This is a genomic window from Paenarthrobacter sp. NPDC090522, from assembly GCF_044769225.1.
Taxonomy (GTDB): Bacteria; Actinomycetota; Actinomycetes; order Actinomycetales; family Micrococcaceae; genus Arthrobacter.
In genome coordinates this window covers 1-25,656 of sequence record NZ_JBIVXL010000005.1, presented here as the reverse complement: position 1 = coordinate 25,656, position 25,656 = coordinate 1, and the positions used below count along the sequence as shown (strand labels likewise).

The following is a 25,656-nucleotide window of genomic DNA, read 5'->3' as shown; positions in this document are numbered from 1 at the left end:
TTTTCGCCGGAAAGTGCGCTATGTGGACAACCTCCGGCCTTATGAAGCCCGCGGTCTGTCGCACCACGGCCCGCCGCTGTGTCCCGATAGCATTCAGGCATGAACGCGGCTGCAGTACCCGAAGCTTCCCCTCCCCCGTCCGAGCTTGCCTCCGGCCCGGCCGCCTCCAAAAAAGGGCAGATCCTCGCCTGGGCGGCCTGGGACTGGGGCTCGGCAGCCTTCAACGCCGTCATGACCACATTCGTGTTCACCGTCTACTTGACCTCCAACGCGTTCGGCGGAGAGGACACGGCGTCGGCAGCCCTCGGCGCAGCCCTGGCGGTGGCCGGGCTCGCCATCGCCTTGTTGGCACCCGTGACCGGCCAGCGTTCGGACGCCGGCGGACGCCGGAAACTGTGGCTCGGGGTGAACACCGCTGCCACGGCCGTGCTCACGGCCTTGTGCTTCTTCGTTTTCCCCCAGCCGGGGTTCCTGCTGCTGGGGGTCTGCCTGATCGCTTTGGGCAACGTGTTCTTCGAGTTCGCGGGCGTGAACTACAACGCCATGCTGGCCCAGATCTCCACGCCCCGGAACATCGGCAAGGTCAGCGGCTTCGGGTGGGGCATGGGGTATCTCGGCGGCATCGTGGCGCTGCTCCTGGTCCTTCAGTTGTTTGTCCAACCATCCTTTGAATGGTTTGGCTCATCCACGCAGGACTCCCTGAACATCAGGCTCGTGGCCGTCTTCTCCGCGTTGTGGTTCTTCGTCTTCGCGTTGCCTGTGCTGTTCGCCGTACCCGAGCTCCCGGGCAGGAAGGACGCCGCGTCGCTGGGCTTCTTCGCCTCCTACCGCCTGCTGTTCAAGCGCATCGGGGCGATCTACCGGACAAGCCCGCACACCATCTTCTTCCTTCTTTCCAGCGCCATCTTCCGCGATGGTTTGGCCGCGGTGTTCACCTTTGGCGGGGTGATCGCGGCAGGCACGTTCGGCTTCGAGCTCAAGGACGTCATCTTTTTTGCGATCTTCGGAAACGTGGTCGCAGCCGTAGGTGCCATCATCGGCGGCTTCCTCGATGACAGGATCGGTCCCAAGGCAGTGATCGTCATATCGCTGGTGGGCCTGCTCGTTGCAGGAACCGTCATCCTGGTGCTGGGCAACGGCACCTACGTCTTCTTCGGCAACGAGTGGCCCGGAACCAACACTTTCTGGGTGTTCGGGCTCCTGCTCTGCCTGTTCGTGGGCCCGGCCCAGTCCTCCTCGCGCGCCTACCTGGTCAGGCTCGCTCCCAGCGGTGAATCCGGGGAACTGTTTGGCCTTTACGCCACCACCGGACGCGCCGTAAGCTTCCTGGCGCCCAGTCTCTTCACGCTGTGCATCACAATTGCTGCTCCGATTGTTGAAGAAGGTGGAGCCCAACGATGGGGCATCCTCGGGATCATGGTGGTCTTGTTGGCGGGGCTCCTGGTGATCCTGCCGGTCAAGCCGCCCGGCAAGGCCAGGATCGCCGTGGTCCCGGACAACTGAACGCCCGGCTACAGCTGAGCGCGAACGCCGCTTCACGGCGGTTGCAAGAGAGTTAAGGTGTACATATGAACGTGGAAGAGACCGAACTCCCGGGCCTTGGTGTCCGCAAGGATTTCGTCACGGCTTCTGGCCGTCGTATTGGCGTGGTTGAGCACCGCGAGGGCGAAACCGAGCTTTTCGTCTCGACGTGGGACGATCCCGATACGTGCCAGGCCTCCATTCCGCTGACCGCGGATGAAGCGTCCTGCCTGGGCAACCTCCTGAGCGGGCAGCACGTCGCCATGCGCTTGGCCGAGGCACACCGGGAAATCCCCGGCATCGTCACCCGGCAGTTCTCCATCACAGCCGACTCCCCGTTCGTCAACCAACCCATGGGCAAAGCGCAGATCCGCACCCGCAGTGGGGTTTCCATCGTGGCGATCATGCGCGAAGGCGAGGTAGTCCCGTCGCCGGCACCCGACGTCGTCCTTCACCTTGGCGATCTGCTGGTAGCAGTCGGCACGCAGGAAGGTCTTGACTCGGCCGCCGGCATCCTCCGCAACGGCTGACCCGTGGATCCGCTCGCGCTAGCCCTGGTGGAACTGGGCGCCGTCGTCTTCTGCCTGGGCCTGCTGGCCCGTTTGGCTGGCCGGATCGGCATGTCACCCATTCCGCTTTACCTGCTGGGCGGCCTGGCGTTCGGCGCCGGCGGGCTGGTGAAACTGGACGGCATGCACGAATTCGCGCACCTTTCCGGCGAAATCGGCGTGATCCTGCTGCTGTTGATGCTTGGCTTGGAGTACACGGCATCCGAACTTGTCACCGGGCTGAGGCGTTCCTGGCAAGCCGGCGTCCTGGACTTCATCATGAACTTCATCCCGGGTGCGGGCATCGCCGTGCTCCTCGGTTGGGGCCTGGTGGGAGCGATCGTCATGGGCGGCGTGACGTACATTTCTTCGTCCGGCATCGCGGCCAAGGTGATCACGGACCTCGGCCGGATCGGTAACCGCGAAACTCCAGTCATCCTCTCCATCCTGGTCTTCGAGGACCTCGCCATGGCCATCTACCTGCCGATCCTCACCGCGATCCTGGCCGGCGTTGGTTTCCTCGGCGGACTGCAAACCGTGGGGATCGCACTCGCCGTCGTGACGGTCATCCTGGTGATCGCTTTGAAGCACGGCCACCGTGTATCCCAAGCCATCCACAGCGAGAATTCCGAAGTGTTCCTGCTCAACGTCCTGGGCCTGGCGCTCTTGGTGGCCGGCATTGCCTCGGCACTGCAGGTTTCCGCCGCCGTCGGTGCCTTCATGTTGGGCATCGCCATTTCCGGTGCCACAGCCCACAATGCCACCAGGATCCTCGAACCGCTGCGAGACTTGTTCGCGGCGATTTTTTTCGTGGTCTTCGGCCTCAATACGGATCCACGGTCCATTCCTCCGGTCCTCGGCGTGGCACTGCTGCTGGCCGTCCTCACCGCAGCCACCAAGATCCTGACGGGTTTCTGGGCAGCCAAACGGGCAGGCATCGCCGTGCCGGGACGTTTCCGCGCCGGCGCAGCCTTGATCGCACGCGGCGAGTTCTCGATCGTCATCGCCGGCCTGGCCGTCGCTTCCGGGGCTGTACCGCACGAACTCGCGGCCCTCGCCACGGCCTACGTCCTCATCATGGCCGTCATGGGTCCGCTGGCCGCCCGGTTCGTGGAGCCCGTGGTCAAGGCCTTCCGCAAGACTCCCAAAGCCCCGCCCCGCACCCCCGAGCGCACCCCGGCCTGACCCATGCCCCGCCCGTTGGCCGGCCCCAAAGCGCCGGAAGCCAACCCCTCGGCGCAGGCCTAGATAGTTGTCCGGTGGAAGTTCTGGTGGCTCCGGCTGGCTGTCGGACCACGCTGGCCCTGGTAGCGGTTGCCGTACTCTCCGGAGCCGTACGGGTGTTCCGCGGAGGAGGTCAGCCGGAAGAAGCACAACTGGCCGATCTTCATGCCCGGCCACAGCTTGATGGGCAACGTGGCCACGTTGGACAACTCCAGGGTCACGTGACCGGAGAAACCGGGGTCGATGAAACCCGCGGTGGAGTGCGTCAGCAGACCGAGGCGGCCCAGCGACGACTTGCCCTCGAGGCGTGCAGCGATGTCGTCGGGCAGGCTCACGGTCTCGTACGTAGAGCCGAGCACGAATTCGCCCGGGTGCAGGATGAACGGCTCGTCACCCTCCACCTCCACCAGGCGCGTCAGCTCAGGCTGCTCCTCGGAGGGGTCGATGTGGGCGTACTTGTGGTTGTCGAAGAGCCGGAAGAACCGGTCGATCCGCACGTCCACGGAAGACGGCTGAACCATCGCGGGGTCGTACGGTTCAAGGACAATCCGTTGGGAGTCAATTTCGGCACGAATATCGCGGTCAGAGATCAGCACAGCATCAAAAATACCGCATGCATTGTCCTCGCCGTCCCGTGCGACTATAGTTCCCGGACAGGTTAAGCCGCGCCCGGACTTTGGGGGCATCGAGCATTCGCGGGGTAATTGTGGGGAAATTGGCAGCGCCTGCGGCAATTGTGGTGGCCGGAGTACTGGCACTGGCAGTAGCCGGTTCCAGCCAACTCCTGCCGGCAACAGAGGCGGTTCCGGGCGGCGGCACCACTCCGTCCAGCAGCGTACCTTCCGGCCTGAAAGCTCCTGAACCAAGCACGACGGCGGTCGGCTCCCCTTCGGCTGAACCCGCCGCCCCCGGCGGAGAGCCAAACGGCCCCACTGTGACGGACCCGGGTCCCGCTACGGTGCCCGGCTCCGTGCCCACCCGGCCGGTCGCCGTCGAACCGACTATCGAGTCTCCTCCGCCCGTTCCGAACATCGGCCCGTCCTGGGGTCCAGACGGCCCGTCTTCGGAGACCGCCGACCCCGAGGTACCCGGCGCCGAAGATGCAGGCCCGGTACCCACCGATCCCGAGCCGTCACCTGTCCCGACGCCCTCCGCCCCGGCCGCTGGGCCCTCGCCGGAGGTGACGCCGTCGGCCACTGCAACCGCTCCAACGGCGACGCCCGGCCCTGGCACCATCGCTTCGCCTGCTCCAACGGCAACCCCCACCCCGACGCCGACGCCAACAGCGCCGGCAACAGCGCCCACGGCCACCCCGACACCGACGCCCACCGGCCCGGTTCCGGCGCCGAACCCAAGCACCAGCCAAGGTCCAAGCGCCAGCCAGAGTCCAAGCGAAACCCCCTTCCCCGGCAAGGCCCCCAGCAGCGATCCCGCCACGGACGATGGTGCCCTGGCTTTGCTGCCGGACAACAACTCAGCCGCCATCCTTACCGTCTTCAACGCCATCAACAGCTACCGGGCCTCCCTTGGCCTGGCCCCGGTGAAGTACCACGCAACCGTGGCCAACCTGGCGCAGGAGTGGTCCAACAACATCGCCAGCCGTGAAGTGATCCAGCACAGGGCCAACTTCTGGACGGACCCTCGCGCCATGAACCCCAACAACGGGGCGGGCGAGGTCATCGCAGTCCGCTGGGACAGGGATGCCGCGCAACTCGTGGAGTGGTGGAAGGGTTCGCCGGGCCACGATGCGCTGCTCAGGGATCCGCGGTTCAACGTGATGGGCATCGGTATCACGTACACGGACGGTAATTGGCAGACCACCCCCAACCGCTACACCTTGTGGGGCGTGGTCAACTTCTTCGGCTACACCACGCTGCCGGCCGGAACCACTACCCGCCCTGGTGGAACGGTTACCCCGCCCACGGACCCGGTGGGTGCCTGCGAGCCGGGCGACAAGCACCAACCGCCCACGGTGGATCTGAAATCCGCTTCCATCCGCAGCGCCGCCGACCTCGTATCGGTGGGCGGGGACGGTTCGGTGTACTCGTACCAGTCCCTGGGCAACGCGAAATACGGCGCAGCCCGGAAGATCGCGGCAGGCTTCACGGGGCTCAAGGAGTTGTTCGTCTCGGATTGGGACCGTGACGGCGTCTTCGACTTGATCGCGCAGCGAACCGACGGGCAGTTGCTGGTGTACCCAGGCAAGGCCTCCGGTGGCTTCGGTTCGCCGGGGGTACTGGGCCAGGGGTGGCAGTCGCTCACCATTTCCGTGGGCCAGTGGTGCGCCAACAACAGGCTCCCCCAGATTGTTGCCATGGATGGTTCGGGCGGTTTGTGGCTCTATAAAAACTCGGGGCTCTCCCACATCAGGAGCCAGTCAGCCATTGGCACGGGCAACCCGGCTGTGCGCCTGAGCATGGTGGATTACAACGCGGACGGCTTCCAGGACCTGCTCACGGTGGAGGCGAACGGCAATCTCCGCCTGTACCGTGGCAGCGGGCTCGCCACTCCAAGGCAGGAAGCGCGTCCGATCGTCGGCGCGGCGTGGACGGACTACAGCGGCATTCGCGCGCTGCAGGGCGTCGGTGGACCGGGGACCACGGGTGTCGCCGGTTTGGGCACCAACGGCGTGCTTGAGTACTGGGACCTCACCTCAGGACGGCTCACCACACCGGTCACCGTGGGCGGCGGCTGGAGTGGTTTCAAGCTGGCCCAGTAGGGCTCAATCCGGCCTGGTTGCTGTCAGGCCGGACCGGTCGCCACCCGGCCTGGCCACCCACCAGGCGGCGGCATCCATCATGCGGCGGATTCGGACTCGATCACCGTCTTGAGCTGCTCCAACTGGGCAACCTCAGCTTCCATGGTCTTCTGGATCATTCCGTTCATCAGCTTCTGCAAGCCTTTGGGGTGGTACTCCAGTGCGAACCTGAGCCGCGTGGTCTTTCCCTCGGTGCTGAGGTAGTAGCCGCCGCTGGGCCTGGCTGGTCCCGCCACCACTTCGAAACGCACTTCCGCGCCCGGGCGGGCTTCGGTGATCTCGAAATCGGCGGCGATGGGACGCCCACCGGGACCGGTGAGGGTCTGCTGGTACACAGCGCCCTTCTCACCGCGCACACCGGAACGGAGTTCGATACTGCGGATTCCGGTGCGCCACAGCGAGTTGTTCATGCCGTCCATGAGGAACTCGAACACGGTCATGGCGTCCCTGCTGATCACCACTTCATGCGCTGCAAATGCCACGGAAACCTCTTTCGGCGTACGGTCGAATGGTCGTAGCCCGGTTCCCCATACACTGCAGCTAACACCTTCAGAATAGTCAGCCGCGTTGGCCCGCGACACACGGCCACACGAGCCTTCACCGAATGGTTACCTGACAGCCGCACGCAAAGCCCGGTAGAGTTCCTGCGGCTGCTATTAATCACTTTGGGGGCGTAATGCAGGCTTTTGACCAACAGACTTTCGCAGGAAAACTACGACGCCGGCTGGCAGCCGGAGCGGCTTTCCTCGCCATCGCCGTGGCCGGCAGTGTTGCCATCGCCGCGCCGGCGGGAGCAGCGCTTCCCGGCGCGACACCGCAGCGCACGGTTCAGGCGGGCACGGTTCAAGCGGGCACAGTTCAAACAGGCGCAGTTCAAGCAGGCGCATTTAAGGCGGCCGTCGCGCCGCAGTCCGCACCGGCGTCGTTATCCGCCCCAACCGCCGTCCCCGCCACGGTCAACCCGCTCCCCAGCGTGGACCCGGTGGGCGATCCCGCCAGCTTCTCGGTGCTGGTCAACAAATCCAGGCCCCTGAATCCTGCCAGTTATGCGCCCGGAGACCTCATCAACGCCCGCGGCTCGGGACAGTTCCTGCGTGCTGAGGCCGCTGCGTGGCTCAACGGCCTGTTCCAGGGCGCCGCGGATGCCGGTACGGGCGGCCTTTCGATCGTGAGCGGCTACCGATCCTACGCCCAGCAGCAGCAGGTGTACGCCTACTACGTCAGCATTTACGGGCAAGCGTACGCAGATACCATCTCCGCCCGGCCCGGCTACAGCGAGCACCAGACCGGCCTGGCCGTGGACGTGGGCAACCAGAACGGTTCCTGCGGGCTGAGCACGTGCTTCGGTGACACGGCGGCCGGCAAGTGGGTGGCCGCGAACGCCCACAAGTACGGCTTCATTGTCAGGTACCCCAACGGCTACACGGGCACTACGGGCTACAGCTACGAGCCGTGGCACCTCCGGTATGTCGGCGTCGCGTTGGCCACGGATATGAACCGGCGCGGCTACCCCACCATGGAGCAGTACTTCGCCGGCAACACGGCGGCCGGCGCGAGCATCAAGTCCGGTGCGGACCTGGTCGCCGCCGACTCCGCCGGAAGGCTCCTGCGCTACCCGGCGACGGCGGTGGGCAACTACGCGGCGCCCGTACAGATCGGTTCGGGCTGGACCGGCCTGAAACAGGGCTTCGTGGTGGACTGGGACATCGATGGCGTCTACGACATCCTTGCCCAGTGGAACAACGGCGTCCTCGGCGTTTACCGCGGACTTCCTGGTGGAGGCTTCGCCGGGCAGGTCGTGGTGGGCAACGGTGGTTGGGACCAGATGACCATCACGGTAGGCAAATGGTCCCACGCGCACCCGCGGCCCAGCGTGGTGGGGTACTTCCCGGACGGCGTGCTTCGCTACTACCCCAATACCTTCGGCGGGGCCCTCAGCGGTCCGCAGATCATCGGCAAGGGCTGGAACGGCATGGAGCTGACCATGGCGGATTGGGAAGGCGACGGCGCCAACGACATCCTGGCCCGCACCGGTTCCGGCAAGCTCATCAACTACCGCGGCGATGGCTGGGCGGGCTTCTACGGGCCGGCCATGACGGTGGGAACGGGCTGGCAGTACATGCGCAACCTGCTCCCCAGCTTCGGCCTGACCGGCGCGGGCACTCGGGGAGTTACCGCCCAGACCATGGAGGGCAACCTCTATAACTACGGGCTGGGCCGCGGCCAGTGGACCACGTACTCCCAGGTGGGCTCGGGGTGGAACAGCCTGAAGCTCTTCAAGTAGCAGCGTGCCTTGTCCTGAACAATCCAGGAACTGCGCTAAGCTGGGATTCGCTTCGGCTCATGCGGAAGCAACGCGGGCGTAGCTCAATGGTAGAGCGCTAGCTTCCCAAGCTCGATACGCGGGTTCGATTCCCGTCGCCCGCTCCAGCAAGACCCTTGGCCATGCGAACACTTCGCACGGCCAAGGGTCTTTTCTTGTGGAGCCCCGAGCCTAAAATCGTAGGTACATCACCTATCCGGGAGGTCCTCCAATGACTCTCACCGACGATGCTGGGGCGGGTCCGCTCGCCGTCATCCACCGCCTGCTGGAAGCCACGAACAAGCACGATCTTGAAACCTTGGCGGAGTGCTTCTCGCCGGGTTACGTCAATGAAACTCCGGCCCACCCCACCCGGGGGTTCACGGGCCGGGAGACCATCCGCACCAATTGGGAACAGCTCTTCACCGGTGTCCCGGACATCAAGGTACGGATGGTGTCCCACAGCGTGACCACAGGCCAGGTGTGGACCGAACTGCACATGCAGGGGTCGTGGCGGGACGGCACACCGCACGAGCTGACCGGAGTGGTCATCTTCGGTGTGGAAGAGGGCGCCATCAACAACGCCCGCTTCTACATGGAGCCCGTGGAACATTTGGTCCGCATCGATGACACAGCAGACCGCGTCAGCCACCGGGTCACCCACGGACGTCCCCAGGAGGCTCCCGTCCAGGCGGCTTCGCAGTAACACCGCTTGGACGGGGCGCCGCGGCGGGGCGTCAGGCCGGCTGGGTCCTCGCCACGATGCGCACCACCCGGCGTCGATCGCGCAGGTCTACCTTGAGTTGCAGCGATGATTTGCGGGCCAGTACGACGGCGACAACGGCAGCCGCCGTCGCCGGAACACCGCCGGCGATCAAGATGCCGATCTGGGGTCCGAGGTGTTCGGCAAGCCAGCCCATCACCGGGCCGCCGATCGCCTGCCCACCGATGAGGACCACCAAGTACAGACTCATGACACGGCCCCGGATACTCATGTTGGAACTCGTCTGGACCATCTGGTTCGCCGCTGTCAGGAACATGAGGCACCAGAACCCTGCCAGGACCATTGCCACGCTGAACCAGACCATGGAGGGCATCATCGAAGAGAGCACCAGCATCAGTCCGTACAGTCCTGCCGAAAGGACCACCGACCGCAACTGCAACTGCCTGCGCCGGGTGGACGCCACGGCGCCCGTCAGCGCACCGAGCGCAACCATGGCGTTCAGCAGGCCGTAGCCTCCGGCACCGGCGTCGTACACGTGGTCCGCGAAAGCCGCCAAAAGCACCGGCAGGCTCATGGCGAAAACCGCCACGAAGCCTGCCATCAGCCATGGCCAGTAAATAGTGCGCTTGCTGAGGGCGTACTGCAGGCCCTCACGCAGCATTCCCTTCTTGCGGGGCGTCGGCTGGCTGAGGTGGAGTTGGTCCTTGCGGAGGATCATCAGCATGGTCACCGTTGAGCAGCAGGCCACTGCGTTCGCGGCGAAGGCCCAGCCCGCACCCACGGCAGTGAGCAGCCAGCCGGCCAACGCCGGACCGATCAGGCCGCCCAACTGGAAGGTAGTGGAGTTCACGCTGATGGCGTTGCGCAGGTACGTGGGGCCGACGAGTTCGTTGACGAAGACCTGGCGTGCAGGCTGGTCAAGCACCGTGACGAAGCCCAGGACCAGTGCGATCACGTACACGTGCCACACCTGGACCGTGTGGGTGAGGGAAAGCGCCGCCAGGGCTGCGGCCAGGACCGCTGCGGCCGACTGGCAGATGATGAGGATTTTCCGCTTGGCGAAGCGGTCGGCCATCATGCCGCCCCAGGGGCCAAGGAACAGCGAAGGCATGAACTGCAGGGCCACCGTGATTCCGACGGCGGTGACCGAACCGGACAGTTGGAGCACCATCCAGTCCTGCGCGATGCGCTGCATCCAGATGGCGATCACGGCAATGAAGTGGCCGATGGCGAAGATCCTGAAGTTCGGGACCTTCAACGAGATGAAGGTGTGCCGCCAGGGCAGCTTTTCGCTGACGACGGCGAGTTGCTGGGTGACGGTGTCCGGCTGGTTGATCTCCGGTGAAGGACCTGCGGACAGGGAATCGATGACGGGCTGGCTGACGTTTGCCGCTGAAGGCGGTGGGGGTGCCAAAAGTAGTCCTCGGATCGAGAGTTTCGGTGGGATGGACTTAACGCTATGGTTGCCAGCAGCAATTGTGGAAGCGTATCGGGATGATAACTAGGATTGCGAAATGCAATGATGCCTTCTACGCGACGCCGAAATTCCGCCCAATGCCAGAGGAGTTCCGTTGTTTGAACCAGTCCAGCTCCGCTCCTTTTTGGCCGTGGCAGAGACGCTGAGCTTCACCAAGGCCGCCGAGCGCCTGGGCCTTGCCCAACCCACCGTGAGCCAGCACGTCCGCAAGCTTGAGACCGCTGCGAAGCGCATCCTGGTGGCCCGCGACACCCGCGAAGTCCGGCTCACTGACAACGGAGATGCCATGGCCGGCTTTGCCCGCAGCATCCTCGCAGCCCACGATTCCGCGGCGCGCTACTTCTCCGGATCTGCCATGCGCGGCCGGCTTCGCTTCGGCACCGCGGACGACCTCGCCATCACGGGCCTGCCCCGGATCCTTCGTGAATTCAGGCAGCTCTACCCGCAGATCAACCTCGAACTGACCGTCAGCCAGAGCGACCAGCTGTACAAGCGGCTCAACGCCGGGCAACTGGACCTGGTCTTCGTGAAGTGGGTGGCCGGAGCCAAGGACGGCACCGTGGTCCGCCACGACAACTTCGCTTGGGTTGGCCTGGAACAGACCGTCCTCGAGCCGGGCGCACCCGTGCCGCTCATTGCCTACCCCGCACCCAGCCTCAGCCGCAAACTGGCTATCGATGCCCTGGAAGCCGCCGGCCGCACCTGGCGGATCACCTGCAGCACCAAGCAGATCAGCGGAGTCCTGGCAGCGGTTCGTGCGGGCATCGGCGTGGCCGTGATGCCCGCGTCCTTGGTGCCGGAGGACCTCAAGGTGATCACGCAGCGTTTCGACCTGCCGCCGGTTGGAGACGTTGACTTCACACTGATCCGAAACCCGCTGGCGAACGCCGAAGTCATCGATGCCCTTACGCAGGCGATCATGGGCAGGACGCTGAACAAGTCCACGTAGCGTTCGAATGTGTGCGGATGGACTCCAAGACTGTTTGGGTAAGCGCATTCCCGGTATCCTGAACCAATGATCGACCTCACCTTGCTGGCGGACCTCACGCCCGGTATTTGTTCTGTCACCCTCCGGGCCAAGGGCATCGATGAGGTGGTCAGTATCGCCTCGGAGGCCGGACTCGCCGGGATCGAATGGGGCACGGATGTGCATGTCAGCGATGCTGCCTCTGCCGCCCATGCCAAGGCGGTCACCGAAGAAGCGGGCCTCGTGGTCTTGTCCTTGGGTTCGTACTACCGGGCGGGATCCTTCGGAGACTTTGCACGGGATCTGGACCTCGCTTCCGCGTTGGGCGCCCCGCGCATCCGCATCTGGGCCGGCGAACTCGGCTCAGCGGAAGCGAATGAAGAGCACTGGGACGCGGTGGCCCGCGACACGCGCCGCATCGCGGACCTCGCCGAGGAGCGAGGTATTGCCATTGCCTTCGAGTACCACGGCAACACCCTCACCGACTCCCCCGCCACAACGCTGCGCCTCCTGGAGCGCGTCGGCCATGGCAACGTCGGCACCTACTGGCAGCCCGCCGTCGGGCTTTCCGACCAGCAGGCGCTGGAGTCACTGCACCAGGTCCTGTCGCATGTGGTTGGCGTCCACTGCTTCTCGTGGGGCCCGCAAGCCGAACGCCATCCGTTGCGCGCGCGGAAGCTGCTGTGGCAGACGGTGTCCGATGTGCTCCGCGGCAACGGCAAGGACCTGGACATCATGATGGAGTTCGTCACGGACGACCTCCCCGGGAATGTCCTCAGCGACGCCGAGTTCCTGCACGGCATCACGCTGGGCGAGGACTAGCCCCCACCGTGAGTCTGAACGAGGCTTGGACGAGGGCCTAGACGTACCACGATGGACACTGGCCTTGCACGAGGATCACGCGGTGAGCAGCCTTCACCCAATCACCGACATCCAGGGATCGGTACGTTGAGACCCTGTGAATAGCATCGATGACCTCTGTAATGTTCTGCGAAAAGATGGGCTCATGGTGTGCAACGCGATTCCGTATGCCCCTGACAACACCCACGTCCCTTGCAAGCCCTCGTGCAGCAGCCGACGTTCCTGCCCCTGTGGGCACATTGGGGAAGACCGTTGTTAGTAATGGGTTCCAAATCGCCACGTCATAGCGGCGGGAAAGCATCTGCTCCCAGAAAACGAACTTGAGTTCTGGAATAACTTTGCCGGTTGTTGGGTACCAAGAGGCCTTTTGCTGGACATCCTTACGAGGTTCATATCGCCCGTGCTTCAGGGGGACGCTGTACAGAAAACGGCTGTCCCAAGGCCACCGTTCACGGTACGTCAGGGTCAGGGCCTCATGGATCGCGTTGCGAAGGACGACCTCAAACAAGTGCATTGGCAACAGCAGGGCCGAAGCCAGCTCGGCATTCCATTCGTACACCTTGATGGCGTCGTCGTGGTTGGCGCCCCTTCGCTGGGCCGCCCGGTCAAATGCTGTCAGCCGCGCCGGCGTGATGGCCCTGCGAATCTCGGTGTACTGCATTTGACCGGCCCGCTCCATCTCGGTACTGTCGGGGATACATGCTTCGGGTTTTGAGGGCGCAAGCCTACGCTCGGAGATAAATGAGATTGGGAAAATGCCACTCCGTCGGAGTGGCATTTTTCATGCTAGCCGCCGTTCTCGCGTTGCAGCAATCACAGCGTCTTCGCTTGTGGAAACCCCCAGATTCAGGGCACGCCGACCTCGTTGCAGCTGCGAGGACTAAGCCCACATCCCGGACAGCCACGCGGCGCACAGGCCCGGCCACTGCTCTGCTCCGGGCGTCCCTTGCGCCAGCCCGATGCCGTGCACACCGCGTGGGAAGACGTGCAGCTCAACCGGAATCCCAGCGCCCGCGAGCGCGCCTGTGTAGGCAAGGCTGTGGCTGAGCGGGACCGCTTCGTCGTCCGCGGTGTGCCACAGGAAAGCGGGCGGTGTGCAACCGTCCACCTGCCGCTCCAGCGACAACCCACCCAGGAGTTCCGGCGCCGCGCCCTCCCCGGCCAGGTTGTCCACCGAGCCCTGGTGCACCGAATCCACGAACGAGACCACGGGATAGCAGAGGACGCTCAAATCCGGCCTGGCGCCAGGTTGGTCCAGCCACGGATCGCCGGTGCGCAGCCCCACGGACAAGGACCCCGCCAGATGCCCACCGGCAGAGAAACCCAGCACACCCACCCTGGAAGGATCCACCGCCAGTCCATGGGTCCCGTTCCGGATCCAGAGCATGGCCTCCTTGGCATGGGCCAGGGGCTCCGGATGGCGATGCGGCGCCACCTTGTAACGCAACACGAATGCGTGGATCCCCAAGGAAGCAAGCCACTCAGCCACGGGCTCAGCTTCGTGATCGGCCTGCCGCGCATAGCCTCCGCCGGGCAACACCAGCATCGCGGGTGCTGGCTCCCGTGAAGGTCCGACGGCGGGAACCACCGTCAGCCCGGAAGGCACCACAAGCGCCGGTTCGGCGGGCGCCGATGCGCCGGCCGCTGAAGCCGCCGTGCCGCCGTCGTGAATTGCTTGGTCCATGGACGGCTACGCGGGGTTGTCAGCCGGCAGTTCGGTGCTCCGGCGAAGCTTGACGGAACCATTGACCGAGCCGCCTTCCCCCCCGCCCGCAGCGAGCCGCCCAATATCCTCCAGCGGCAAGTAGACCGTGGACAGCGCGGGCCGGAAATCGCGCAGGGTTTCAATGTCATCGAAGCCGGCTATCGTCGCATCGCGCGGGATCCAGACGCCCTCCGAACGCAGCGCCGCCGTGACGCCGATGGCCATGACGTCGTTCACTGCGAAGATGCAGAGTCGGTCCTTGGACCCTTGGATGCGCTCGGCGAGGGCCAAGCCGGCGTCATAGCCTCCGGAACGGTTGAAGCCGGTGCGGATGACTTCGGCAGCGGTCCGACCGGAATCAGCGAGACCGCGCTGGAAGCCGCGAACGCGATCGTCGGAAGTAAACAGACCGTCGGGGCCCGCCACGATCAGGAACTCCCCCTCATGGGAAGCCGCCAATTCGCGCGCAAGGCCTGAGGCCAGTTCCTCGTTGGGGACCGCAACCACGTGGTAACCCTCCGCAGTGGTGGCACCGACGATCGAATGACCCACTACTCCCACGTGACCGCCGTTGCGGCAATAGCGGTCGAGTTCCGCTGCCAGTTCAACGTTGCCCTGCTGGTCTTCCGGGCGGGCCGAGCGCGAACCGGCGATGACGATGGAGTCGGCACGGCGTGCAGCGAAGGCGGCAACGGCCTCCCTCTCGTCAGATGGCGATCCTGATGTGCTGGCCAGCAGCACCATGCGGTGCTGCTCACGCGCGGCTTCCTGGACTCCGCGGGCAATGGCCGAAAAGTAGGGATCGGCGATGTCGTGCACAATCAAGCCAATCAGGCCGGAGCTGGATTTAGCGAGAGCCTGCGCCTGGGCGTTGGGAACGTAGCCGAGCTTGTCCGCGGCTTCACGGACGCGCTCGGCGATGCCTTCGGCCGGCTTCCGGGATGAGCCGTTGAGGACCCGCGAGGCGGTGGCAAGGGAAACCCCTGCCAAACGGGCAACTTCACTGAGTGTGCTGGCGGCCACGGGGACCCTCCTTGTCTGCAAGCGTCGGGGCTGGCGCTAACGAAATTATGTCAGGATTCATCCAATTTTGGGAAAGCGCTTGCCAATCTAAGCAGGCATAGTGCATCATCGAAGCAATGGGAATGCGCTTTCCCGCACAGTATTCGCACTGGTTTCCCGCTCCGCCGCGGGCAACACACCAAAGCACTGGAGAGAACATGGGCTTCGAAACAAAGACGATCCGCATCGCCATGAACGGCATCACCGGCCGCATGGGCTACCGCCAGCACCTGCTGCGGTCCATCCTGCCCATCCGCGACGCCGGCGGCTTCACCCTTGAAGACGGCACCAAGGTCCAGGTTGAACCGATCCTGGTGGGCCGCAACGAAGCCAAGATCCGTGAACTCGCCGAGCTCCACAAGGTCTCCGAATGGACCACTGACCTGGACGCCGTGATCAACGACCCCACTGTCGATATCGTCTTCGACGCCTCCATGACCAGCCTCCGCGCAGCCACCCTCAAGAAGGCCATGCGCGCCGGCAAGCACATCTTCACCGAGAAGCCCACGGCTGAAACCCTCGAAGAAGCCATCGAACTGGCCCAGATCGGCAAGGAAGCCGGCGTCACGGCAGGCGTCGTGCATGACAAGCTGTACCTCCCCGGCCTGGTCAAGCTCCGCCGCCTCGTGGACGAAGGCTTCTTCGGCCGCATCCTGTCCATCCGCGGCGAATTTGGCTACTGGGTCTTCGAAGGCGACGTCCAGGCTGCCCAGCGTCCGTCCTGGAACTACCGCAAGGAAGACGGCGGCGGAATGACCACGGACATGTTCTGCCACTGGAACTACGTGCTCGAGGGCATCATCGGCAAGGTTAAGAGCGTCAACGCCAAGACCGCCACGCACATCCCCGCACGCTGGGACGAGGCCGGCAAGGAATACAAGGCCACCGCAGACGACGCCTCCTACGGCATCTTCGAACTCGAAACCCCGGGCGGCGATGACGTCATCGGCCAGATCAACTCCTCCTGGGCCGTCCGTGTCTACCGCGACGAATTGGTTGAGTTCCAGATCGACGGCACGCACGGTTCCGCTGTCGCCGGTTTGAACAAGTGCGTTGCGCAGCAGCGCGCCCACACCCCCAAGCCGGTTTGGAACCCGGACCTGCCCGTCACCGAGTCCTTCCGCAGCCAGTGGCAGGAAGTCCCGGCCAACGCGGAGCTGGACAACGGCTTCAAGCTGCAGTGGGAAGAATTCCTGCGCGACGTCGTCGCCGGCCGCGAGCACCGCTTCGGCCTGCTCTCCGCAGCCCGCGGCGTCCAGCTGGCCGAGCTCGGCCTCCAGTCCTCGGCCGAGCGCCGCACCATCGACATCCCGGAGATCACCCTCTAATGACGTCACTCATCCTTCCCACCGACGACGGCGGAACCCGTGAGTACCGCCTCAAACCCGCCACCTCGTGGGCCAAGCCGAGTGCTCCGCTGACGGCCCGCCGCGCGTACGCCGCGGCCCACGTCATCCCGGAAGTCGCTGCGGACAACACTCCCGGCGCACCGGCACAGCTGGATTGGGACGCCACCCTGGCCTACCGCCACGAGCTCTGGTCCTACGGCCTGGGCGTTGCCGACGCCATGGACACCGCCCAGCGCGGCATGGGCCTGGACTGGGCAGCGACCCAGCAGCTCATCAAGCGCACGGGCGCCGAGGCTGCTTCCGTCGTAGCTGCAGGCAACGCCGCCATCGCCGGTAAGTCCGTCCAGGACCTCGTTTCATGCGGCGCCGGAACTGACCAGTTGGACATCGCAGCCCTCCCTGACGGCGCAGCCGGCATCCAGGCCGTGATCGACGCCTACCGGGAGCAGATCGCCGTCGTGAGCGAAGCCGGCCCCAAGATGATCCTTATGGCCTCACGCGCCCTCGCCAAGGTGGCTTCCGGGGCTGACGACTACCTGCACGTCTACTCCACCCTCCTGCAGGAAGTGGACCAGCCAGTCATCCTGCACTGGCTGGGCACCATGTTCGATCCCGCGCTGGCCGGGTACTGGGGCTCGGACGATGTGTCGGTGGCCACCGAGACCTTCCTCAGCCTGATCCGCGAACACGCGGACAAGGTGGATGGCGTCAAGGTTTCGCTGCTGGACGCCTCGCACGAGGTCGCCTTGCGCGCCAACCTCCCGGAAGGCGTCCGCCTCTACACCGGCGACGATTTCAACTACCCGGAACTGATCGACGGCGACGCGACCCACCACTCGGACGCCCTGCTGGGCATCTTCGCGGCCATCTACCCTGCCGCTTCGGTCGCCTTGCAGAAGTACGACGCCGGCAACGGCACCGAGGCGCGTGCCATCCTGGACTCCACCCGCGAGCTGGGCAAGCACATCTTCAGCGCACCGACGTTCTACTACAAGACCGGTATCGCGTTCCTGTCCTGGCTCAACGGCAAACAGCCCGGCTTCCAAATGGTGGGCGGGCTGCACTCCGGCCGTTCCGTCCTGCACCTGGCCAAGACCTTCGAGCTGGCAGACCAGGCAGGCCTGCTGAAGGATCCGTCGCTGGCGGCCTTCCGGATGTCCGACTACCTGCGGATCAACGGGGTGGGCGCATGAGCGCGGACTTCTCCCGGCTGTCGGACTTTTCCAGGCTGTCATTGAACAGCGCAACCACCAAGAAGTGGACGCTGGCCGAAGCCGTGGATGGTTGCGCCCGCGCCGGCATCCCTGCCATCGGCCCGTGGCGCGACCGCGTGGCCGAAGCCGGACTGGACAAGGCCGCCAAGCTGATCAAGGACGCCGGACTCCGCGTCTCCTCCTTGTGCCGGGGCGGGTTCCTGACGGCAGCTGACGCCGAGGGACAAGCTGCGGCGTTGGCGGACAACTTCGAGGCCGTCCGTGAAGCTGTCGCCTTGGACACCCAGGAGCTGTTCCTGGTGGTGGGCGGGCTTGCTCCGGGCGAAAAGGACGTGGTGGCTGCACGACAACGCGTAGCTGACCGCCTCGAGGAACTGGTCCCGTTCGCTTCGGAGAACGGTGTCCGCTTGGTCCTCGAGCCGCTGCACCCGATGTATGCGGCAGACCGCGCTCTGATCTCCACGCTCGGCCAGGCCTTGGATCTCGCCGCGCCCTATGACGCGAAGGCCGTCGGCGTCGCCGTCGACACCTTCCACGTGTGGTGGGATCCGGAGCTGAAGGCCCAGATCGAACGCGCCGGCCGGGAGGGCCGCATCGCCTCTTACCAAGTGTGCGACTTCAACCTGCCGATCGCGGCGGACGCGCTGCTCTCCCGCGGCATGATGGGCGACGGCGTCATCGACTTCGCGACCATCGGAACCTGGGTGAGGGACGCCGGATACACGGGCGTCATCGAGGTTGAAATCTTCAACCAGGAGATCTGGGACGCGGACGGGGACTCGGTCCTGGAAACCATGAAGCAGCGCTACGCGGAGCTCGTCCTCCCGTACGCCTGAAACGTGTGATCCGTTCGGCTGGGAATCCCGGACGGATCACATCCAAACCAGCGGGTCCCTGCCAAGGTCACGGCAGGGGCCCGCTTTTCCATTCGTGGGGTGTGCGGCTACGACCCATATTGGCTTCAGCATTCGGCGACACGCCGCATCCAGCGGGCGACTGTGGGTCTTTGGTTGGCAAAGGAGGTGGCGACGGCACACCGCTCCCCGGCGACGCAGGAGCCTCAGCGGGAAAGCAGACCGCCCCAACCCCATGTGGGGATGCGCAGTCCGGCAGGGACGTCGCGTGCCGAGTCCGGGTAGGCAGCCATGGAATGTGCGGTGGCCCAGGCGAAGTAGTCATGGAGCACAGTGCGCAGCTCGCCGGTACTGACTCCTACGTCGTCCAGGGCCCTATCGAAGCAAGCGATCGCCTTGGCGTCCATGTCCTGGTGCTCGCCGTTCCCGCTGTGCATCCTGACCACCAACGACTCGTCGCCCTAGTGCTCCGAGTAGGAAGGCGGTCCGCCCAGTGCCTCGGCCCAGTAGGCGGCGAGTCGCTTAGTGTGCTCGGGGTGGACGCCGTGGCGGAACGCATGCCCCACCACCTCATCGGATTGCACTCTCTCGTGCCACGCATTGGCCAAGGAGATGAAGAAATCCTCCCCGCCGGCCGCTTCAAATACCGTCTGCATGCTGCCAACCATGGCACGAGCGTCGCCGTCCCGGAAGAAGCCGCTCCTTATGCTTTCCGCTCATTCTCATCACTGTGGCTCTCGCGGAGTTCGATGCCGCGCTGGATATCTTCTTCCTCCTGCTTCTGGGCCTTATCGCTCCGTTTTGTGTCGCGGGGCGGCAGTTGCAGGCTCTTTTCGGCTTCGATGCCGGCCTGCAGTTGGCGGCCCCTTTCCATCTCGGCGTCGAACTCGGCGCCGAACAGCAGGGACATGTTGAGGATCCAGAGCCAGAGCAGCATGATGATCACGCCGGCCAGCGCCCCATAGGTCTTGTTGTAGTTGCTGAAGTTGGCCACATAGAAGCCGAAGCCAAGGGATGCGAGGGCAAAGATCACCAAGGCGATCAAGGAACCCAGGCTCATCCAGCGGAATTTGGGCTGCTTCACGTTGGGGGTGAAGTAGTAGAGCACGGCGATGATGACCACTACCAGCGCGATAAGCACAGGCCACTTTGCGATGTTCCATACTGTGAGGAACGCTCCGGACATGCCGATGGCGCCGCCCACAGCTTCTGCTACCGGACCGCTCAGGACCAACATCGCAGCGGCCAGGCCGGCGCCCAGCACTGCCACGACCGTGACTGCGAGCATGGTTCCCCGCAGCTTGATGAAACCTCGTCCTTCATCCACTTCGTAAACCCGGTTCATTGCTCTTCCGAAGGCCGTGGTGTATCCCGAAGCGGACCACAAGCCCACAACGATGCCGAAGACCAGGACCAACCCTGCGGAGTTGGACCTGGTCAAGTCTTCGATTGGCTGCCGCATCGCGTCCACACCAGGCCCGGGGGCAAACTTCTGGACGATATCCAGGAGGGCGGAAGTCGTCTTGCCCGCGTCTCCGAAGATGCCCAGAAGCGATACCAACGCGAGCAGTGCCGGGAAGAGGGAAAGGACGGCGTAGTAGGTCAGCCCGGCGGCGGCATCCGGACACTGGTCTTTGTTGAACTCGCGCAAAGTGCGTTTGAGGATGTACATCCACGTGGGTTTGACCAGGTCATCGGGACTATCGGGCTTGCGGGAATCATCAGGGGCAGGAGCCGTTGCGGCCTTGGCGGTGCTGGTGTGTGCTGATTTGTCTGTACTCATGAGGCACCTGTTCGTGGGGATCGAAAACGCGAACACCTGACCCATCAATACTAAGCATACTGATGATTATTCGGGAAGCCTCACGTGGCCAGCTTTCGCGCAAGGATCAATTCAAGGGGCGATTCGATGACATAACGGATCACTTGGCCCGCCGCACCCAGCAGGGTTCCGGAGTGTTTCAAACCCGAGACGCGAAGGTCCGCCGACTGCAGCAAACCCGGAGCATGTCGGTTCAGCCCCTCCAGCACCGCCGGCTTGAGCCAGTCACCCAACTCCGCGAAGTGACCGCCCAGGACAACGGCTTCAAGGTCCATCAGCCTGGCCGACGAGGCGAGCGCGACGCCCAAGTAACGCCCGGCGTCGTGAACCGCCCTGCTGGCCTTGGGCTCCTTGGACACCAACGCTGCCACCAGTCCCGCCATCCGCTCCGACAGGGATCCCTCCGGGATCCGCGCCGCCTGAAAGATGGCTTCCTGCCCGGCGAAGGTTTCCAGGCACCCCGCGCCACCGCAAGAGCACGGCGGGCCATCGGGATGCACCACGACGTGACCCAGCTCTCCGGCAGAACCACCCGGCCCCGTGAACAGTTCCGAGCCGATGATCACGCCACCACCCACACCAACTTCACCCGAGACGTACAGGAAGTCGGCCTGCCCACCGCCGCCGTACCAAAGCTCCCCCAGCGCGGCACTGTTGGCCTCATTGGAGAGCCGGACTCCCAGCGGCGCACCCTCCAGCAGGGCGCCCGGGTCCAGGTATTCCTGCTCCCAATGGAGATTGGGGGCAGATATGACCAGGTTGTTGCGCTCGTCAACCAACCCGGGGACCGCAAGTCCTCCGCCCAGGATCTCGACACCCTCTTTGGTGGCTGCTGCCGCAGCTTCCGCCGCGAGCGCACCCAGCCTGGCCATGACAGCATCCGGCGCGAGTCCCCTGTTATGCGATTCGACCATTGAGGTAAATCGAAGCGCTCCGCCGAGGTCCACCAAGCCAACAGCCAGATAGTCCACGTTGATTTCCATGCCGACCACGCCGCGGCGGGTGTTCAGTTCCAGGCCCTGGCCGGGACGGCCACGTTCTCCATCGCGGTACAGGCCCACCTCGGAAACCAGGCCCGAATACACAAGGTCCGCAACGAGGCTGGAAACGGCAGCCTTGGTGAGTCCCGTACCGGCAGCCAATTGCGCCCTGCTGGGCTTGGCATCTCCGGTCTTCGCGATCGAGTCGAGGACCAGGGATAGATTACGACGGCGGACATCGCCAACGCGGCCCGGCGCGGCTTGCTCATTCACTGACATGGACCATCCTCGCGGCTTGGAAGATTTTCTTGCTGCTTTCCATTGACCATGATCCATTATGGCCCATATAGTTCAGATTGAAAACTAATTGAGGTGTTTCCCTTCCGCGCCTCAGGACGCACTTTGCAAAGGAGCAGGAATGACCCCGCAGCCCACCCCTCAGGACCGTTTCACCTTCGGCCTCTGGACCGTCGGATGGACCGGCGCGGACCCCTTCGGTGTTGCGACCCGCGCCGCCCTTGACCCGGTGGAAGCCGTGCACAAGTTGAGTGACCTCGGCGCCTACGGCATGACGTTCCATGACAATGACCTGGTTCCCTTCGACGCCTCCGCGTCAGAGCGGGACCTGATCCTGAAGAACTTCAAGGCAGCACTTGCCGAAACGGGACTCAAGGTCCCCATGGTCACCACCAATCTGTTCAGCCACCCCGTTTTCAAGGACGGCGGCTTCACCTCCAACGATCGCTCCATCCGCCGCTTCGCCCTGAGCAAGGTGCTCCGGAACATCGACCTGGCGGCCGAGCTTGGCGCCGACACGTTCGTCATGTGGGGCGGGCGGGAAGGCAGCGAGTACGACGGTTCCAAGGACCTCTCCGCGGCGCTGGACCGCATGAAGGAGGGCGTTGACACCGCCGCCGGCTACATCAAGGAGAAGGGCTATGGCCTGCGCATCGCGCTGGAACCCAAACCGAACGAACCCCGTGGTGACATCTTCCTTCCCACCGTGGGCCACGGCCTCGCATTCATTGCGCAACTGGAGCATGGCGACATCGTGGGCCTGAACCCGGAGACGGGCCACGAGCAGATGGCCGGTTTGAACTTCACCCATGGCATCGCCCAGGCACTGTGGGCGGGCAAGCTTTTCCACATCGACCTCAACGGCCAGCGCGGCATCAAATACGACCAAGACCTGGTGTTCGGCCATGGCGACCTCACCAGCGCTTTCTTCACCGTGGACCTCTTGGAGAACGGATTCCCGAACGGTGGGCCCACGTACGACGGTCCCCGCCACTTCGACTACAAGCCCTCGCGCACTGATGGCTACGACGGCGTCTGGGAATCGGCCAAGGCGAACATGGCCATGTACCTGCTCCTCAAGGAACGCGCCCTCGCTTTCCGCGCCGATCCCGAAGTCCAGGAAGCGCTGGCCACCTCGGGCGTGTTCGAGCTCGGCGAGACCACCCTGGCAGCGGGTGAAACCACCGCAGACCTGCTTGCCGACTCCAGTGCATTCGAGAGCTTCGACGCCGATAAGGCCGCCGAGCGCTCGTTCGCATTCGTCCGGCTCAACCAACTGGCCATCGAGCACCTCCTCGGCGCCCGCTAAACCAACCCCACAGCAGCCCGCCGCCGGGTCCGGACATTATGTGCCGGACCCGGCGGCTGCACCCCAAAGGAAAGTTCCATGCCCCTTGTCGCCGGGATCGACAGCTCCACCCAGTCCTGCAAGGTAGTCATCCGTGACTCGGAAACGGGCACCTTGGTACGCCAGGGACGCGCCTCCCACCCCCTTGGTACGGAGGTGCATCCGGACCACTGGTGGACAGCACTGCAGGAAGCGATTGCGCAGGCCGGCGGACTGGAAGACGTCGAGGCCTTGGCTGTTGGCGGACAACAGCACGGCATGGTGTGCCTCGACGAGTCCGGGGACGTGGTGCGACCGGCCCTGCTGTGGAACGACACACGTTCGGCGCGTGATGCCGAGGAACTGATCACAGAGGCCGGCAACGGAGATACCCCGACGGGCGCAGCACACTGGGCCTCGCTCACGGGAACGGTGCCAGTAGCTTCGCTCACGGCCACCAAGCTTCGCTGGCTCGCCCGGAACGAGCCCGCAAACGCCCGACGCGTTGCGGCTGTCTGCCTGCCACATGACTGGTTGTCCTGGCGGCTGGCAGGCCACGGACCCGGGACTGGCCCAGCGTCTTTGGACCAGCTGCGCACTGATCGCTCCGATGCCTCGGGTACCGGGTACTACGCGGCGGAACAGGGCACGTACCTGCCAGAGGTACTCAAGGGCACCCTCGGCCACGTACCTGTGCTGCCCGTTGTGGCGGGCCCCTTGGAGGCGGCCGGGAAGACGCCGGCGGGGGCCTTGATAGGACCCGGCGCAGGAGACAACGCCGCAGCAGGACTGGGCGTCAGCGCCGCCGTCGGGGATGTTGTTGTTTCAATCGGAACGTCGGGAACGGTCTTCGCTGTCTCAGCGACGCCAGCAAAGGATGACAGCGGGCTGGTGGCCGGCTTCGCCGATGCCACCGGACACTACCTGCCGCTGGCGTGCACGCTTAACGCGACCCGGATTTTCGACGCCACCGCCGCGTTGCTTGGGGTCAGCCTTTCCGAGCTAGGTTCCCTGGCACTCAGCGCACCCGAGGGAGCCGAGGGCCTGACCCTCGTCCCCTACTTCGAAGGCGAACGGACACCCAACCTTCCCGACGCCACCGGATCCCTCCACGGAATCACAGTCTCCAACTACACCCCCGCTAACGTGGCACGAGCCGCCGTCGAGGGCGTGGTTTGTTCCCTCGCCGACGGCTTGGCGGCTCTGCAGGCGCAAGGCGTGGAGGCGCGGCGGATCATCCTGGTGGGCGGAGGCGCCCAATCGGAAGCAGTCCAACAGGTGGCCGCAGCCGCCTTTGGCATGCCGGTGTTCGTCCCCGAACCCGGAGAGTACGTAGCGGACGGCGCCGCACGGCAGGCAGCAGGTGTACTCACCGGCTCCCTGCCCGAGTGGCGCCTTGAGGGAATCAACCTGGCCGCCCCCACCCCAGGAGCGGTCCCTGGGTTCCTGGCCAGGTATCGCCGCTACGCCGCGAAAGCAGCCATCGGCTGATCTCCGGCACCGGTGCTCTATCGTGTCAGGGTGAGCACCGAACATTCCGCCCCCAACCGTCCTCCCGTCATGGAAGACGTTGCGCGCGTGGCCGGCGTGTCCCACCAGACCGTGTCCCGCGTGCTCAACAACCATCCGAACGTCAGCGCGAAGACCCGGGAACGCGTGGAGCAGGCAATCACCGAGCTCGGGTATCGCCGCAACACCGCGGCACGAAGCCTAGTGACCCGCAGGTCCCAGACGATCGGCGTGCTCGGCAGTGAGCTTGCCCAGTACGGTCCATCGCACACGCTCCTGGGCCTCCAGCAGGCTGCCCGTGATGCTGGCTACTTTGTCAGCGTCGCCGGGCTGCGGGACGTTACGCCGGAGAGCATCAGGGACGCCATTGCGCACTTCATGGACCAAGGTGTCGACGGCATCGTGGTGACGGTACCGCACCCCGGAACCTTCGAGGTCCTTAAAGACATCACCACCCACATACCGCTGGTGGCCGTCGGGGCCATCGGAGACAAACAACTGAGCGGCGCGACGGTGGACCAGCGCGAAGGATCCCGGCTGGTGGTGGAGCACCTCACCAAACTTGGCCATGAACGCATAGGGCATTTGTCCGGGCCGTCGGGTTGGATCGACGCCGCGGCACGCATCGACGGTTGGCGGGACGCTGTTGCCGACGCCGGTTTGGACCCTTCGGTGTTGATCGAGGGCGATTGGAGCGCCGAATGCGGCTATCGCGAAGGGTTGAAGATCGCAGCCGAGCGATCCGTGACGGCGTTGTTTGTGGCCAACGACCAAATGGCCCTGGGCGTTCTTAGGGCCTTCCATGAGGCGGGGGTTCAGGTTCCCGGGGACATCAGCATTGTGGGCTTTGACGATCAACCGGAGTCGGCGTACTTCATCCCGCCACTGACCACCGTGGCCCAGGACTTCGAGGAATTGGGGCAGCGCTGCATTGGACTGCTCCTGGACCGCCTCGAAACGGGCGAACCCGGCGCGCCGGTCACGGTCAAGCCCCGCATGGTCATCCGCGACACCACGGCCGCCCCACCCATGTAAGTCGCAGTAGATGCCGTTTTGAGCTCTTCGAATCATGCGGTGATCGCAACACCTGATTATTGAAGGGTGTCGATTGCCGTGGTGAAGTTCTCGAATCGTTTGGTTTCTGAGGTTGTTCAG

Annotated in this window: 25 protein-coding genes and 1 tRNA gene; 16 read left to right on the top strand and 10 right to left on the bottom strand. The window is 64.7% G+C overall.

Features of this window, described 5'->3' with window-relative positions:
• The first annotated feature begins 99 nt into the window (after positions 1-99).
• From ACIQT2_RS07415 to ACIQT2_RS07405, 3 genes are all read left to right on the top strand, one after another.
• The gene (locus tag ACIQT2_RS07415; protein WP_402945038.1) at positions 100-1,503 is read left to right on the top strand and encodes an MFS transporter; all 1,404 of its coding nucleotides are present in this window, start codon (positions 100-102) and stop codon (positions 1,501-1,503) included.
• A gap of 65 nt (positions 1,504-1,568) precedes the next feature.
• A complete protein-coding gene (locus ACIQT2_RS07410) occupies positions 1,569-2,051 on the top strand; it encodes a cation:proton antiporter regulatory subunit (RefSeq protein WP_397325723.1) in 483 nt (160 codons plus the stop codon).
• A gap of 3 nt (positions 2,052-2,054) precedes the next feature.
• Positions 2,055-3,254, top strand: a complete 1,200-nt coding sequence (locus tag ACIQT2_RS07405) for a cation:proton antiporter (RefSeq protein WP_402945036.1) — start codon at positions 2,055-2,057, stop codon at positions 3,252-3,254.
• A gap of 59 nt (positions 3,255-3,313) precedes the next feature.
• Here ACIQT2_RS07405 and dcd read toward each other — a convergent pair whose 3' ends face one another.
• Positions 3,314-3,889: a dCTP deaminase gene (gene dcd / locus ACIQT2_RS07400; protein WP_402945033.1), complete on the bottom strand. Its 576-nt coding sequence runs from the start codon at positions 3,887-3,889 to the stop codon at positions 3,314-3,316.
• Between the two features lie 119 nt (positions 3,890-4,008).
• Here dcd and ACIQT2_RS07395 point away from each other — a divergent pair, with 119 nt between their 5' ends.
• Complete coding sequence (locus ACIQT2_RS07395) at positions 4,009-6,012, top strand: CAP domain-containing protein (protein WP_402945030.1); 2,004 nt, start codon at positions 4,009-4,011, stop codon at positions 6,010-6,012.
• Between the two features lie 77 nt (positions 6,013-6,089).
• Here the strand turns inward: ACIQT2_RS07395 and ACIQT2_RS07390 are convergent, their stop codons facing one another.
• A complete protein-coding gene (locus ACIQT2_RS07390; RefSeq protein WP_400337060.1) occupies positions 6,090-6,533 on the bottom strand; it encodes an SRPBCC family protein in 444 nt (147 codons plus the stop codon).
• 285 nt (positions 6,534-6,818) lie between these two features.
• On the opposite strand from ACIQT2_RS07390, the gene ACIQT2_RS07385 reads away from it, so the two are divergent.
• From ACIQT2_RS07385 to ACIQT2_RS07370, 4 genes are all read left to right on the top strand, one after another.
• Positions 6,819-7,085 (top strand): pentapeptide repeat-containing protein, encoded by a 267-nt coding sequence (locus ACIQT2_RS07385; RefSeq protein ID WP_402945628.1) that lies wholly within the window; start codon positions 6,819-6,821, stop codon positions 7,083-7,085.
• Positions 7,025-8,335, top strand: coding sequence for a D-alanyl-D-alanine carboxypeptidase family protein (locus ACIQT2_RS07380; protein ID WP_402945027.1), 1,311 nt, complete (start codon positions 7,025-7,027; stop codon positions 8,333-8,335). Before ACIQT2_RS07385 ends, ACIQT2_RS07380 begins: the two co-directional genes overlap by 61 nt.
• Before the next feature lie 72 nt (positions 8,336-8,407).
• Positions 8,408-8,481: transfer RNA gene (locus ACIQT2_RS07375), tRNA-Gly, on the top strand.
• A gap of 104 nt (positions 8,482-8,585) precedes the next feature.
• Positions 8,586-9,059 (top strand): nuclear transport factor 2 family protein, encoded by a 474-nt coding sequence (locus ACIQT2_RS07370; RefSeq protein ID WP_400337064.1) that lies wholly within the window; start codon positions 8,586-8,588, stop codon positions 9,057-9,059.
• Positions 9,060-9,090: 31 nt separating this feature from the next.
• On the opposite strand, the gene ACIQT2_RS07365 is transcribed toward ACIQT2_RS07370, so the two are convergent.
• Entirely contained in the window at positions 9,091-10,491 is a 1,401-nt protein-coding gene (locus ACIQT2_RS07365) for an MFS transporter (protein WP_402945025.1), read from the bottom strand.
• A 157-nt stretch (positions 10,492-10,648) separates the two neighbouring features.
• On the opposite strand from ACIQT2_RS07365, the gene ACIQT2_RS07360 reads away from it, so the two are divergent.
• Entirely contained in the window at positions 10,649-11,503 is an 855-nt protein-coding gene (locus ACIQT2_RS07360; RefSeq protein ID WP_387438184.1) for a LysR substrate-binding domain-containing protein, read from the top strand.
• A 66-nt stretch (positions 11,504-11,569) separates the two neighbouring features.
• Positions 11,570-12,343, top strand: a complete 774-nt coding sequence (locus tag ACIQT2_RS07355) for a sugar phosphate isomerase/epimerase family protein (protein WP_402945022.1) — start codon at positions 11,570-11,572, stop codon at positions 12,341-12,343.
• A 37-nt stretch (positions 12,344-12,380) separates the two neighbouring features.
• On the opposite strand, the gene ACIQT2_RS07350 is transcribed toward ACIQT2_RS07355, so the two are convergent.
• The 3 genes from ACIQT2_RS07350 to ACIQT2_RS07340 all read right to left on the bottom strand — a co-directional run bounded on the left by ACIQT2_RS07350 (position 12,381) and on the right by ACIQT2_RS07340 (position 15,110).
• Positions 12,381-13,043 (bottom strand): hypothetical protein, encoded by a 663-nt coding sequence (locus ACIQT2_RS07350; protein WP_402945019.1) that lies wholly within the window; start codon positions 13,041-13,043, stop codon positions 12,381-12,383.
• 219 nt (positions 13,044-13,262) lie between these two features.
• Complete coding sequence (locus ACIQT2_RS07345) at positions 13,263-13,991, bottom strand: alpha/beta hydrolase (RefSeq protein WP_402945626.1); 729 nt, start codon at positions 13,989-13,991, stop codon at positions 13,263-13,265.
• Between the two features lie 81 nt (positions 13,992-14,072).
• Positions 14,073-15,110 (bottom strand): LacI family DNA-binding transcriptional regulator, encoded by a 1,038-nt coding sequence (locus ACIQT2_RS07340; RefSeq protein WP_402945015.1) that lies wholly within the window; start codon positions 15,108-15,110, stop codon positions 14,073-14,075.
• Between the two features lie 197 nt (positions 15,111-15,307).
• Here ACIQT2_RS07340 and ACIQT2_RS07335 point away from each other — a divergent pair, with 197 nt between their 5' ends.
• From ACIQT2_RS07335 to ACIQT2_RS07325, 3 genes are read left to right on the top strand one after another with little or no spacing between them, the layout of a single operon-like run.
• A complete protein-coding gene (locus tag ACIQT2_RS07335; protein WP_397325734.1) occupies positions 15,308-16,477 on the top strand; it encodes a Gfo/Idh/MocA family protein in 1,170 nt (389 codons plus the stop codon).
• Positions 16,477-17,691: a dihydrodipicolinate synthase family protein gene (locus ACIQT2_RS07330; protein ID WP_402945011.1), complete on the top strand. Its 1,215-nt coding sequence runs from the start codon at positions 16,477-16,479 to the stop codon at positions 17,689-17,691. The genes ACIQT2_RS07335 and ACIQT2_RS07330 overlap by 1 nt, the downstream gene beginning before the upstream one ends.
• Positions 17,688-18,548, top strand: coding sequence for a sugar phosphate isomerase/epimerase family protein (locus ACIQT2_RS07325; RefSeq protein WP_402945008.1), 861 nt, complete (start codon positions 17,688-17,690; stop codon positions 18,546-18,548). Before ACIQT2_RS07330 ends, ACIQT2_RS07325 begins: the two co-directional genes overlap by 4 nt.
• 224 nt (positions 18,549-18,772) lie before the next feature.
• Here the strand turns inward: ACIQT2_RS07325 and ACIQT2_RS07320 are convergent, their stop codons facing one another.
• The 4 genes from ACIQT2_RS07320 to ACIQT2_RS07305 all read right to left on the bottom strand — a co-directional run bounded on the left by ACIQT2_RS07320 (position 18,773) and on the right by ACIQT2_RS07305 (position 21,647).
• Positions 18,773-19,003, bottom strand: coding sequence for a hypothetical protein (locus tag ACIQT2_RS07320; protein ID WP_402945005.1), 231 nt, complete (start codon positions 19,001-19,003; stop codon positions 18,773-18,775).
• Between the two features lie 24 nt (positions 19,004-19,027).
• The gene (locus ACIQT2_RS07315; RefSeq protein ID WP_402945002.1) at positions 19,028-19,222 is read right to left on the bottom strand and encodes a hypothetical protein; all 195 of its coding nucleotides are present in this window, start codon (positions 19,220-19,222) and stop codon (positions 19,028-19,030) included.
• 47 nt (positions 19,223-19,269) lie between these two features.
• On the bottom strand, positions 19,270-20,349 hold the full coding sequence (locus tag ACIQT2_RS07310) for a YihY/virulence factor BrkB family protein (RefSeq protein WP_402944999.1): 1,080 nt from the start codon (positions 20,347-20,349) through the stop codon (positions 19,270-19,272).
• 80 nt (positions 20,350-20,429) lie between these two features.
• Positions 20,430-21,647: an ROK family protein gene (locus ACIQT2_RS07305; protein ID WP_402944997.1), complete on the bottom strand. Its 1,218-nt coding sequence runs from the start codon at positions 21,645-21,647 to the stop codon at positions 20,430-20,432.
• A gap of 139 nt (positions 21,648-21,786) precedes the next feature.
• Here ACIQT2_RS07305 and xylA point away from each other — a divergent pair, with 139 nt between their 5' ends.
• From xylA to ACIQT2_RS07290, 3 genes are all read left to right on the top strand, one after another.
• A complete protein-coding gene (gene xylA, locus ACIQT2_RS07300) occupies positions 21,787-22,974 on the top strand; it encodes a xylose isomerase (protein ID WP_400337082.1) in 1,188 nt (395 codons plus the stop codon).
• Positions 22,975-23,052: 78 nt separating this feature from the next.
• A complete protein-coding gene (locus ACIQT2_RS07295) occupies positions 23,053-24,483 on the top strand; it encodes a xylulokinase (protein ID WP_402944994.1) in 1,431 nt (476 codons plus the stop codon).
• Positions 24,484-24,552: 69 nt separating this feature from the next.
• A complete protein-coding gene (locus ACIQT2_RS07290; protein ID WP_400337090.1) occupies positions 24,553-25,536 on the top strand; it encodes a LacI family DNA-binding transcriptional regulator in 984 nt (327 codons plus the stop codon).
• The last annotated feature ends 120 nt before the right edge of the window (positions 25,537-25,656 follow it).